This window comes from Methanobacterium sp. (genome assembly GCA_039666455.1).
In the GTDB taxonomy this organism is placed as follows: domain Archaea; phylum Methanobacteriota; class Methanobacteria; order Methanobacteriales; family Methanobacteriaceae; genus Methanobacterium_D.
Genome location: JAVSLW010000010.1, coordinates 70,358 through 82,429 on the forward strand (window position 1 = coordinate 70,358; position 12,072 = coordinate 82,429).

The 12,072-nt window shown below is 35.9% G+C and carries 11 protein-coding genes; 5 read left to right on the forward strand and 6 right to left on the reverse strand.

The window, feature by feature from the left end; genetic code table 11:
• Nucleotides 1-32: 32 nt before the first annotated feature.
• The gene (locus tag PQ963_03055) at nt 33-1,271 is read right to left on the reverse strand and encodes an amidohydrolase family protein (protein ID MEN4028646.1); all 1,239 of its coding nucleotides are present in this window, start codon (nt 1,269-1,271) and stop codon (nt 33-35) included.
• Between the two features lie 412 nt (nt 1,272-1,683).
• Here PQ963_03055 and PQ963_03060 point away from each other — a divergent pair, with 412 nt between their 5' ends.
• The 4 genes from PQ963_03060 to PQ963_03075 all read left to right on the forward strand — a co-directional run bounded on the left by PQ963_03060 (nt 1,684) and on the right by PQ963_03075 (nt 4,585).
• Complete coding sequence (locus PQ963_03060; GenBank protein MEN4028647.1) at nt 1,684-2,496, forward strand: DUF1724 domain-containing protein; 813 nt, start codon at nt 1,684-1,686, stop codon at nt 2,494-2,496.
• Between the two features lie 40 nt (nt 2,497-2,536).
• On the forward strand, nt 2,537-3,658 hold the full coding sequence (locus PQ963_03065; protein ID MEN4028648.1) for a response regulator: 1,122 nt from the start codon (nt 2,537-2,539) through the stop codon (nt 3,656-3,658).
• A gap of 25 nt (nt 3,659-3,683) precedes the next feature.
• Complete coding sequence (locus PQ963_03070; GenBank protein MEN4028649.1) at nt 3,684-4,043, forward strand: DUF5518 domain-containing protein; 360 nt, start codon at nt 3,684-3,686, stop codon at nt 4,041-4,043.
• Between the two features lie 125 nt (nt 4,044-4,168).
• The gene (locus tag PQ963_03075; protein ID MEN4028650.1) at nt 4,169-4,585 is read left to right on the forward strand and encodes a DUF5518 domain-containing protein; all 417 of its coding nucleotides are present in this window, start codon (nt 4,169-4,171) and stop codon (nt 4,583-4,585) included.
• A 27-nt stretch (nt 4,586-4,612) separates the two neighbouring features.
• Here PQ963_03075 and PQ963_03080 read toward each other — a convergent pair whose 3' ends face one another.
• The 5 genes from PQ963_03080 to PQ963_03100 form a co-directional block, all read right to left on the reverse strand.
• Nucleotides 4,613-5,014: a DUF126 domain-containing protein gene (locus PQ963_03080; GenBank protein ID MEN4028651.1), complete on the reverse strand. Its 402-nt coding sequence runs from the start codon at nt 5,012-5,014 to the stop codon at nt 4,613-4,615.
• A 37-nt stretch (nt 5,015-5,051) separates the two neighbouring features.
• Nucleotides 5,052-5,360, reverse strand: coding sequence for a hypothetical protein (locus PQ963_03085; protein ID MEN4028652.1), 309 nt, complete (start codon nt 5,358-5,360; stop codon nt 5,052-5,054).
• A 109-nt stretch (nt 5,361-5,469) separates the two neighbouring features.
• On the reverse strand, nt 5,470-6,819 hold the full coding sequence (gene purB / locus PQ963_03090) for an adenylosuccinate lyase (protein ID MEN4028653.1): 1,350 nt from the start codon (nt 6,817-6,819) through the stop codon (nt 5,470-5,472).
• A 69-nt stretch (nt 6,820-6,888) separates the two neighbouring features.
• A complete protein-coding gene (locus tag PQ963_03095) occupies nt 6,889-7,053 on the reverse strand; it encodes a preprotein translocase subunit Sec61beta (GenBank protein MEN4028654.1) in 165 nt (54 codons plus the stop codon).
• Nucleotides 7,054-7,208: 155 nt separating this feature from the next.
• Nucleotides 7,209-8,318, reverse strand: coding sequence for a hypothetical protein (locus PQ963_03100; protein ID MEN4028655.1), 1,110 nt, complete (start codon nt 8,316-8,318; stop codon nt 7,209-7,211).
• Nucleotides 8,319-8,783: 465 nt separating this feature from the next.
• Here PQ963_03100 and polC point away from each other — a divergent pair, with 465 nt between their 5' ends.
• Entirely contained in the window at nt 8,784-12,065 is a 3,282-nt protein-coding gene (polC, locus tag PQ963_03105) for a DNA polymerase II large subunit (GenBank protein ID MEN4028656.1), read from the forward strand.
• Nucleotides 12,066-12,072 lie beyond the last annotated feature (7 nt).

The window sequence follows — 12,072 nt, forward strand, 5'->3', positions numbered from 1 at the left end:
TACCTCAAATTAAAGGATAGAAATATAATAAATCAATTTCTTAAGTCTTTTACAACTTTCCCTTCTTTCATTACAAGCATTACATTATCAGGGTTTCCAAGAGACTTTATATTGACAAGTGGATCTTTTTTACTGATTATAATATCTGCAATCTTTCCTGGTTCAATTGTACCGAGTTTATCATCAATTCCAAGGCATTCTGCGGCATTTTTAGTTCCAGCCATAATGGCTTCAATAGGGCTCATCCCTATATCGCATAAATATCCTAATTCTTCTAAATTAAGTCCGTGGGGGACAACACCGCAGTCAGTACCCATTACAATTTTAACTCCAGCTTCATAAGCTTTTCTGATGCTTTTATCATGTGCATCTACCAGTGATATGGCCTGATCTCTACTGTATTCTGGCAGATCTCCAGATTCAGCCAATTTTCTGTTGTGCTTTATAACCACGCATGTAGGAACCAGATAGGTTCCCTGATCCACCATCATCTGGATTGCCGTATCGTCAAGATAAGTTCCATGCTCTATAGAATGAACACCTGCTTTCAATGCGTTTTTAATTCCTTCTGTACCGTGTCCATGGGCCATTACCTTTACATCGTTGTGATATTTTCCTTCCTGAACCATGATCTTCAGTTCTTTAACTGTAAACTGAGTATATTCTGGGTGGTCGTTGGTGCTCATAACACCTCCAGTAGCCATTACTTTGATAAAATCAGCTCCTGCACGAAGTATTTCCCTTACCCTTTTCCTAACTTCATTTTCACCATCACATATGCTTTCAGGAAGTCCGGGATAGGAAATCTTCATATCAAATCCAGAATTTAGCCAGAAATCAAAATGACCGCCGCTTATTGAAAGGGGCATAATGCTGATAAGCAGTCTTGGTCCATCAATCAAACCTTCATCAACCGCTCTTTTAACACCTGCATCTGCAAGGCCAGCGTCCCGAACTGTTGTTACTCCTGCATTAATTGTCTGTCTTAAATTATCCACTCCTCTGTAAAAATAAAATGAGAGTGGATTGTACATGGCATCTTCCATTTTAAATCCATTTGCCATCATATGGACGTGGGTGTCAATAAAACCCGGCAGAATAAACATTCCATGGGCGTCGATTTTCATTATTTCCACATCTGGTATTGGAATGGAATTTTCACTTCCAACTTCAATAATCTGGTTATTTTTAATTAAAATAGCAGCATTTGGGAGGGATTCCCTGCCGTTACCATCAATAAGGGTTCCGTTATGTATAAGAGTGTATTTCATTTTTTCAAAGTCCTTTGGAAACAGTTTTTATTATTGATTAGTCAGATAAAGTTACTATTATGTGAGGTCTTTAAAGTATTTTTGTTTTCATTAGCTTAGAAATATGTTTATAAATTTAATAGTTTCAAACCGTTAAAAAATGTTGAATAATTTTTGCAGTCATATGAACTTAATTTAAACATCTTAAAAAGGATTGAATTATAAAAAATAAAATCATAAATAATAAATAGGTAAAACTAACAAAACCTACTATGTATTAGTGTAATTCAGTTATTCCAGTTAAAAAAAGATAAGCCATTTAGTAATCACATTCAAATTCAGTTGAAATCAATTTTATTTAATGTACGTTGAACAATTTGATCTTTAAAAATGACATTATAATAGCTTTTATTTAAGTTTAAGGGATAATAGCATGTCAAATGAAATTTTAAAACTTTATGAAAAAGTAAGAGATGACTTAAAGTTTCTTACAGCTTCAGATGTAAGGACAAAAATTGTTATAGTTTTGAATGATGGATTAAAAAATTTAAACGACCTTAAAGAAGAAACAAATCTTAATTCATCCACTATTTTACATGGAATGAACCAGCTTGAAGAAAAAAAATTGGTCTTTAAACAATCTGGAGGTTATTCCCTTTCTCAAACCGGTAAAATAGTTGCACTGAACATTATAAATCTTATAAAAGTATCCACGTCTCTTGAGGAAATAGGAAAGATATTTTTAAAGCATGAGATATCTCCCATACCAGAATACCTGCTTGAAAGTATAGGAAGCTTAAAAAGCTCGGTTGTAGTGGAATCCACACCTACAGATGTTATGAAGCCGCATACAGTTCATGCAGAGCTTATTCAAAATTCAAGGGACGTTAGATATATTTCTTCAGTTCTGCTTCCTCAAAAAATAGAATCATTTGAGAAAACACTGGAAAAAGGTTCCCTTCAACTTATTTTAACATCTGAAATACTTGATAAATGGATTGAAATAAAAGGGCGGGAAAATTTGAAAAACGCACTTTTAGAAAAAGATTTTAAGTTATGGAAAATAAAGAGTGGGGCTAAGATGTCATTTACAGTGTCAGACACTTTCATTGCACTTGGATTGTTTTCAACAGATGGGATTTACGATCTTCACAAGTATCTAATAGGTAAAGACGAAGAAGCTATTGAATGGGGAAAAAGGCTGTTTGGCTATTATTTAAAGCAATCAAAAAAGGTAAAACTATAATCATCCACTTTAAAGACTTAAATTACTGGAGCATAATGTGATGAGCAAGATAACCCGGATTTTAATGATAGAGGATAATCATGCAGACGTCAGGATCATGCAGGAAATGCTTAGAGATGTCAAAGGCTTTAAATTTAGCTTTAAACATGGTGAAAGCTTAGAAAATGGATTGAAATACCTTAAAAATGATGTGTTTGATGTTTTACTGCTTGATCTTAATTTACCTGACAGCTATGGAATCGATACTTTCTTTAAAGCAAAAAACCATGCTCCAAATTTACCTATTGTAATATTTAGCGGGGCGGCTGATGAGAAGGTTGCAATAGATGCTGTTCATGAAGGTGCCCAGGATTACCTTATGAAAGGGGAAGTTGAGGGTAAATTACTGGCACGTTCCATATTTTATGCAATTGAACGTAAACAGACAGAAGAGGAACTGAAAAAACACAGGGATCACCTGGAAGAACTGGTTGAAAAAAGAACCCTCGGATTAAAAAAAGCAAATATACAACTTTTAAGAGAAATTAACGAGCGTAAAAGAGCTGAAGAAGAGATTAGGGCATCTTTTGAGGAGAAAAAAATACTGCTTGATGAAATACAGGAGAGAATTCAAAACAGTTTGCAGATAATTATAAGGATTATTGATGGGGAATATTTTCAAAATAAATGTAAAAATCTCGATGATTTCAATCAGGAGATTCAAAATCGGGTGAAAGCAGTTGAACTCATTAATGAGATGCTTGATCAATCAGAAGACTTTGCAATGATTGATTTTGCATGCTATATACGTAATTTGACCAGTTACCTTTATGATTTTTATGATGTTAATCCTCTTTTAATGAAATTAGAAATGGATATTGAAGGAATTCCTCTTGACATTGATTTAGCAATTCCATGTGGTTTAATTGTTAATGAACTTGTGACAAATTCTATCAAACATGCATTTGAGGAAAAAAGCGGCAAAATATATATCAAACTGCGTTCCAGCAATAAAAATACAATATTAACTGTTGCAGATGATGGAAAAGGTATTCCAGAAAACGTAGAAATTAAAAATGCTAATACATCAGGATTTAGACTTGTAAATAAACTTGTAAATCAACTTAATGGAAGTATAGAGTTAAATAGAACAAACGGGGCAGAATTTAAAGTTATATTTTAATTTTTCATTTTTCATGGAGTAGTGCTTGAAAAAAGAGAGGGATATCATGATTAACTGGAAAGCAGTGCTCACAGGATTAATCATAATCATAATAATTGTACTGATTTTAAACCCATTTATAGGTGAATTTGGTTCATATGCAGGTATTATAATTGCAGGCATGGTTGTAGGATATCGTGTTAAGCAAAATACAGTAAATGGGGCAATTCATGGGGCTTTAATAGGTATTACTGGAGGAATTGTGGCAATTATTATTCTAATTCTTGTAGGCGGGTTTTTTATAGTAAAAGTAGAAATATCTGGTTTATTAGTTAAGACAGGGGTCGACATAGTTTTAGGGGCTGTCGGAGGGGCTGTAGGAACTATTATTGCGTTGGAAAAATAAATCAAAATCAGAAATTCTCAAGTCATTCAAATTTTTTTTAGAAAGTTTACCTGTGCTTTTTCTGAAAAAGTATTTTAGGGGTCAAAAACATAATTATATTGACTCAAGATTGAGGTGAAAAAAAGATGACAGACTGGATATCCATTGGAATTGGTGCAGTTATAAATGCAGCTTTGACCATTGTTCTGGCACTTATTTTCTTCCCTTTGTTCTTTTTAGGGCCGATAATAGGTGGTTTTGTAACTGTATACTTAATACGGGATGAATTTGAAAGCGAAAGCGGCATAATACATGGAGGTTTAGCCGGGATTTTGGGTGGCCTTATTATTGGAATTCTGTCCCTGTTTGGAGTTGGAATTGTAGCAGCCCTGGTTAGTCTCTTGCTTGCAGAATTAGGGGTTGCACTGGGTGCTATTGGCGCCATATTTGTGATATTCTTTACGGTTCTTACAATGCTTGTATGTGGAGTTCTTTCAGCTATTGGTGGAGCTATAGGAGAATACATACAATCTGCAGGTAAAGGACAGTACGAAGATTACTGAAAACTAATTTAAGTTTTCATTATTTTATCAAAACAGTTTAATTATTTCTTCATCTGCATTAACTTCAACAATATCTCCATTTTTTAAAATATTTAAGACATTGATTTCTGGTTGATGGACCATGGGGATACCAGCCATAATAGCGCCGGTAGCAATAATTGGTTCTGCTTTAATTGATATTATTGCTTGGGGGGCAGTTTTACTTCTCTCCATCTGAAATATGACGTAAGATCCAACTGTGGACCCTTTCCCAGATGGAATCACCAGAATTTTATCACTTATCTTTTCTCCATACAGTTCATGCCCCTTTTCAATTACAACACCAGTATGAGGATCTACTCCCCCAAGAAAGCTTAACGGATCTTTTGTAATCAATACTTCACCTTTTGCATGCCCTTTGGAGATTTTCCTGCATTTTATAGTTTTCATGAAATCACTTGTTTAGATTAAAAGAAAAAATAAAAATTTATTCAAGTTCCAGCTTGATCCCGCCGATTTTTGGTGCTAATACGTTGTAAACGAGTGCTATAATGGCATATGTTATGAATCCAGCTATAAATGCCAGTATTGGCCAGACTATGATGAACATTACTGCTGTCATTGCTCCACCTAAACCTGCCGCCCCAGCTGCTTCTGGTGGTAACATGGCTAAAAATGGCACTATGAAAAGAGTGGCTAATATACCTACAATAAATGTTATAACTGCTGCAATCGCTGCTATCATCAGTGCAAATGGTACAACTGGAATTGATTTTATTTCTTTGATATCCCCCATTCTTTTCACCTCCTTTAATTGAATAACCCATTTTATATTGTATTTTAAGGTATATAATTTTTTTCCTTTTTGGTGAAAACTGAAATAGATAATTTATCCAGGTTCTAACTTAAAACCACCCTTTAGACGCTTGAAGAACATCATTTACAATTTCAGCTGAAGACCCGATGTAAGTATGGGGGTTCATAATATCTTGAATTTCATCTTCAGATAGATACTTTCTAATTTCGTTATTTCTTAAAACAACATCCAAAAGGCCAGTATTTTTCTGGTTAGCCTCAATTGAACACTCTCTAACAAGTGCATAGGCTGTTTGCCTTCCCATTCCTTTATATGTAAGTTCTGCCATTAATCTTTCTGCCATTATAAGTCCATTTGTAGTGTTTAAATCTTTTTCAATGTTTTCTGGATAAAACACCAGATTATTTAGCACTTTTAAGGTAAGAACTATGATATAATCGGTTAAAATACATGCTTCAGGGAGAATAATCCGCTCACATGAGGAATTAGTAAGATCTCTTTCATGCCAGAGAGGGTTATTTTCAAGCGCCGGAACAACATAAGCACGTATGACCCTGGAAATACCGCTAATTCTTTCAGCAGTAATAGGATTCATTTTATGAGGCATTGTACTGCTTCCAACCTGCTTTTTAGCATCGAAACTTTCACCAATTTCTTTAATCTCAGTTCGCTGAAGGTTTCTGATTTCAACTGCAATTTTATCGAGTGTGCTTGCAGTGTTTGCAAGATCCATTATGAACTCTGCATGGCTGTCTCTTTGCAGAATTTGATTAGATATTAATACAGGTTTAAGGCCTAAAATTTCAGAAACCCTTCTATGAACTTCTAATCCCTCTTCTCCAAGAGCTGCAATGGTCCCAACAGCACCGGTAATCATTCCCACACATAACCTTTCTTCACACTGGTTAAGCCTTTCAATTTGCCTGTAAACCTCATCAGCCCATAAAGCAAATTTCATTCCATAAGTGGTTGGAAGTGCATGCTGTCCATGAGTTCTACCAATACAAACAGTGTTTATATGCTCTTCTGCAAGTTTTAAAAGTGTTTTTGTAAGTTCTGAAAGCCTTCCCCTTAAAATACCAATGGAGTCTTTAAAAAGCAGTGATTGGGATGTATCAATAATATCATTGGAAGTAGCTCCAAAATGAACGTATTCACCAGCTTCTCCTTCACAAACTTCTGCAAGGGCTTTTACAATTGAAGCAATGTCGTGATTGGTTTGTCTTTCAATTTCAGCCACTCTCTGGACTGTAACATATTTTGTGCTTGCTTTGCTATTTATTTCTTCTGCAGCTTCTTTTGGAATTATATTAAGTTCTGATTCTGCTTTTGCAAGAGCTGCTTCTACTTCAAGCATCTTTTGAAGCTTGTTTTCTAAATCCCACACGTTTCGCATCTCTTCTGTGCCGTACCTGAATTCAATTGGGTGAATTGCCATTTTAATCTCCCTTTAAAAAGTAATTTTTCAAACTACCAGTAATTAGCGAAAATATTTAAAATTCAGGCATCATACAGGTTGCGTGAATCTCAATGCTATACAGACTGCTGCAAGAATTATGGTCATTATTACTACCTGTTCAGGTGTTAATTTAGGCCCCTTTGTTTCTTCTTCAAAGTATCTTACAAGACCTGCCCCGCTTGGTGGAAGCACTTTCTTATCTTTCTTTGCCATAAAATCACCGTTTACAAATTAATCATATAAAATTGATTTTAGTTTCACTGAATTAATATATTTATTTTAAGTTTAATTTAAAGTTATATCTAAAATTTTATTTTTAAACTGCAACCAGATTTCAAAAAAAAGAAAAAAAGAAAAGTTTTGTAGATTCATCTTAATGCAGAAAACAGGTATTTACATGCTGCTTCTATCATCTTGTATGTTTTACCAGCCCATTGGGCTGAACATCCATTATCTCTTTCTACTTCCAGTGTTATGGTGTTTATTCCGTAGTTATGTCCATGTATTCTGACCATTCCTGGTTTACCATCACCGTAGTCCACTGCACATTTAGTTTGGTTGCTTATGTAGTCGGCCCAGTTGCTTTCACCACTCCTGTTTGGAGTTGCAAATATCATACCATTAGGGTAACCCTCTAAGCCCCCTCCAGAGTGCACGTCGAGAATATGGCTGATTCCGTTGTTTTTTGCAAATTCAACAGCATTCCATCCGGGAGTTCCTGGTACATTGGCTATTCTGTTCGGGTCTTCGTATTTATATCCTGTTTTTGTCACTGGTCTGTAAAGCCAGCCGTATACCCGTCTATGGGTCACTCGCTTCACCCATTGGACTTGCCTCACCCATCGGGCTCGACCACGAATCACTTGTTTTGCTCGCTGGACTTTCCTTACCCATCTTGTAACAGCTTGTCTGTACCATCCTTTTTTGTAAGGGACCATCTCTGTATATGTGTAAGGTATTGGTCCGTAATTTCTTGAATTCACCGCAGTACTTTTTGGAATGGCAAATGGGATTACATACAAAGTTCCATCAAGAACATTACTTTTTGAAAACTCTTTCAGATATTCCAGGTAGTTCATGGTTGCTATATTCGCTTCTACTTCATTTCCATGAATTCCTGACCAGATCAGGAGTTTGTTACCGCTACTGCTTCCATTTCCAAATTGAATTATTGTTGATCCCTGTTTTTGTTTGTCCAGTATTTCATTGGATAGAGGTGTTCTGTTAATGTGCTTGTTTATTTCTGCATTTTGAGTCACGTCTGCACCAACAGCGCCGTCAAAAGTGGAGATAGTGTAAGGAGTTGAATTTGTAGTATTGTTTGTGGTATTATTTTCAGCACTTGCAGGCATTACACATACTATAAGCACAAAAGCCGTTAAAAGTACCAAAATGGCTTTTTTAGTGGTGCTTAACCTGGATAGTTTATATTTAGGTTCTGCTATAGTACCGCCACCTGATTTTTTAAGCAGATTCAACGAATCTGTATTATATTAATGCATATTTATTACTAATAAGTTTATCTGTTCTACGTTCAAAACCAAAGGTTTTTGATACCCCAAAAAATCTTCGATTTTTTGAGGCTGATCCTCGTTACAGCTTGTTTGTTTAATACTGATCAGGGATTTAAATCCATTTAAATGATAAATACATCTCCAATAATAATTTAAGATGTTGCATTCTTGGATTCTATGATTTTAGAGAATATAATACTTTTATTTTAGGATAATGATCTCTATTTATATAAAGTTTTTACACAATTTAGGAACAGATAGTACCTTATCGTAAAGTTTATTACCCATCTAATCCCATATATAAAAATCGGGATCGGATTTTTGTTTTTTAATATTTAATGAACCTGATCCTGATCATTTAATACTATGGCAAATCGTTGTGGATAATTTTTATCTAAAATACATTTTTAGCAGGATAAGGGAATAAATATGGAGTATTTTGAAGCTTTAGAAGAAGAAACAGAAAAGGCATACATTGTGGCAAGATGTGCAAGGCTTAAAGGGTATGATATTGGGTTAGAGCCGGAAATACCTCTTGCAAAGGACCTGGCAGAAAGGGTAGAGGGATTAGTTGGCCCTAATGGTGTTTCAAAGAGAATTAAGGAACTTGAGAATAAATATTCAAGGGAAGAGGTTGCATTTCAAATTGCAAGGGAAATTGTAACCACTCCAGACATAGAAGGCCAGGAAGACAGCATTGAAGTTAGAGAAGCTAAATCTGACCAGGCCCTAAGGACAGCGCTGGCTATTTTAACAGAAGGGGTTGTAGCAGCGCCTCTTGAAGGAATTGCAAAGGTTAAAATTAAGCAGAACTTTGATAAAAGCTGGTATCTTGCAATTTACTTTGCAGGTCCCATAAGAAGTGCGGGAGGTACTGCAGCAGCTCTTGCAGTTCTAATTGGAGATTATATAAGACTTTCTATTGACCTTAACGTTTATAAACCCACAGAAAGGGAAATTGAAAGATATGTGGAAGAAGTGGAGCTTTATGAATCTGAGGTGACCAACCTTCAATATTCTCCATCCCCTGATGAGGTGAGACTTGCTGCAGGGAACATTCCTGTAGAGGTTACAGGAGAGCCTACAGATAAAATAGAAGTTTCACACCGCGATTTAGAGCGTGTTGAGACCAATAACATCAGAGGGGGAGCGCTTCTTGCTATGGTTGAAGGAATTATACAGAAAGCTCCAAAAGTCATGAAATACGCTGCTAAATTAGGAATAGATGGATGGAAATGGCTTGAAAAATATTCAAAGAATAGCAGTAGCCTGGACGATGATGAAAGAGATAAAGTCAAAGTAGATGATAAATACATGAGGGACATAATTGGTGGAAGGCCTGTTTTGTCATATCCTCAGGCAAAAGGAGGATTCAGACTTAGATATGGAAGATCAAGAAATTCAGGGCTTGCTGCAATGGGAATTAGTCCTCTGACCATGGAAATTGTGGAATTTCTGGCTGTAGGTACTCAGATGAAGATTGAAAGGCCGGGTAAGGGAATGTGTGTCGTGCCATGTGACAGTATTGAAGGCCCAATCGTTAAGTTAAGGAACGGTGATGTGGTTAAAGTTGAATCAATAGACCAGGCCAGAAAGATTAGAAAAGACGTGGTTGAAATCCTGTTTTTAGGAGATATACTGGTAGCATTCGGTGAATTTTTGAGAAATAACCAGTTTTTACTTCCATCTGCCTGGTGTGAAGAATGGTGGGAGAAAAAAATAGAAAACTCAGCAGAATACATAAAAAAAGGGGATGATTTAAACCGTCTAAAAATCCCTGATTTTTCGACAGCCTTTGAAATATCAAAAAAGTATAATGTACCTTTACATCCAAATTACACATATTTCTATCACGATGTTTCAATTGAAGATTTAAATCAGCTTAGAAATTGGCTTTATAAGTATTACAACCCTTTAGATGCAGATAATGATTTAATATTGGATATAGGTCCTTCAAAGCGGATTCTTGAAATTTTAGGAGTTCCTCATATTGTTGAGGACGATAAAGTTGTAATAAAAAATGATCATGCTTCAGCATTAATTAACACTTTAACCGGGCCTTTGGATGATTCTAAGGGTTTTAACACTTTAGAAGCGTTAAATGAAGTTTCTCCTGTGAAAATAATGGCTAAAGCCCCCACTTATATTGGTGCAAGAGTTGGAAGACCTGAAAAAACAAAAGAAAGAAAAATGAAACCTGCACCTCACGCACTGTTTCCAATAGGCACCAGTGGTGGAAACAGGCGTAATATTGTTGATGCTGCTAAAAAAGGAAATATTTACGTTGAAATTTCAAGGTGTAAATGCAGCGAATGTGGAATAGCATCGTTTCAGGCTAAATGTCCGATTTGTGGAGGAAAGGCTCTTCCAACTGGTGCTTCTAAGAAAAAAATCAATCTGGACAGTTTATTAAAAAAATCATTTGAAAAAGTGGGCATCCGCAAGCTGGATGAAATAAAGGGAGTAATCGGGATGATATCTGAGGAAAAATTCCCTGAACCCTTAGAAAAAGGAATATTGAGAGCTAAAAACGATGTTTTTGCCTTTAAGGATGCCACAATACGACATGATTCCACTGATCTACCTCTCACCCATTTTATACCTGGTGAAATTGGTGTAAGTCCAGATAAATTAGTTGAAATGGGATATAAGTATGATATTTATGGGGAGAAAATTGAAAATGAGGATCAGATAATTGAAATCAAAATCCAGGACATAGTAATCTCCCAAAACTGTGCAGAATATCTTATACGGGTTTCAAGCTTCATAGATGATCTCCTTGAAAATTTTTATCATGAGGAGAGATTTTACAATATAAAAGAAAAAGAAGACCTTGTAGGTCATTTGGTGGTGGGATTAGCTCCACACACGTCTGCGGGGGTTTTGGGAAGAATTGTTGGATTTACAAAGGCATCCGCATGCTACGCACATCCATACTTCCATTCTGCAAAAAGAAGAAACTGTGACAGTGACGAAGATTCGGTAATGTTGCTTTTGGACGCTTTAATTAACTTTTCAAAGATATATCTTCCAAGTTCCAGGGGAGGGAGAATGGATGCACCACTGGTTCTCTCATCAAGGATAGATCCAGAAGAAATTGATGATGAATCCCACAATATCGATTGCCTGTCAACTCTTCCACTGGAGTTTTACGAGAGAACTCTGGAATTTGCCAGGCCTTCTGAGGTGATCGACTTAATAGACAATGTAAAAAAAAGATTGGGCACAGAAGACCAGTATCAGGGATTAATGTTTTCTCATGATACTTCAAGTATTCATTCCGGGCCAAAATCGTGTCTTTATAAAATGCTCCCTACAATGAAGGAAAAGGTAGAAGAACAGGTCAAATTAGCCGGGAAAATAAGGGCTGTTGACCAGAAAGGTGTTGTGGAAGGCGTTCTACAATCCCATTTCCTACCTGACATGGCAGGGAATTCAAGGGCATTTTCCAGGCAGAAAGTAAGGTGCACCAGGTGCAATAAAAAGTATAGAAGAATTCCCTTAAGTGGGGAATGTACATGCGGAGGGAATTTGATATTAAGTATTTCCAAGGGTTCGGTGGTCAAGTACCTCAAAATTTCAAAGGAACTTGCAAGAAAATATCCTATAGACAACTACCTTATCCAGAGAATTGAACTTATTGAGTCAAGCGTAAATTCACTGTTTGAAAGCGACAAATCCAGACAGAGTTCACTGGATGCATTTCTCTAAAGATACA

What these genes read in the sequence shown, in the direction of transcription:
- PQ963_03055 (MEN4028646.1), bottom strand. Translation starts at nt 1,271, where the DNA reads ATGAAATACACTCTTATACATAACGGAACCCTTATTGATGGTAACGGC.
- PQ963_03060 (MEN4028647.1), top strand. Translation starts at nt 1,684, where the DNA reads ATGTCAAATGAAATTTTAAAACTTTATGAAAAAGTAAGAGATGACTTA.
- PQ963_03065 (MEN4028648.1), top strand. Translation starts at nt 2,537, where the DNA reads ATGAGCAAGATAACCCGGATTTTAATGATAGAGGATAATCATGCAGAC.
- PQ963_03075 (MEN4028650.1), top strand. Translation starts at nt 4,169, where the DNA reads ATGACAGACTGGATATCCATTGGAATTGGTGCAGTTATAAATGCAGCT.
- PQ963_03080 (MEN4028651.1), bottom strand. Translation starts at nt 5,014, where the DNA reads ATGAAAACTATAAAATGCAGGAAAATCTCCAAAGGGCATGCAAAAGGT.
- PQ963_03085 (MEN4028652.1), bottom strand. Translation starts at nt 5,360, where the DNA reads ATGGGGGATATCAAAGAAATAAAATCAATTCCAGTTGTACCATTTGCA.
- purB (MEN4028653.1), bottom strand. Translation starts at nt 6,819, where the DNA reads ATGGCAATTCACCCAATTGAATTCAGGTACGGCACAGAAGAGATGCGA.
- PQ963_03095 (MEN4028654.1), bottom strand. Translation starts at nt 7,053, where the DNA reads ATGGCAAAGAAAGATAAGAAAGTGCTTCCACCAAGCGGGGCAGGTCTT.
- polC (MEN4028656.1), top strand. Translation starts at nt 8,784, where the DNA reads ATGGAGTATTTTGAAGCTTTAGAAGAAGAAACAGAAAAGGCATACATT.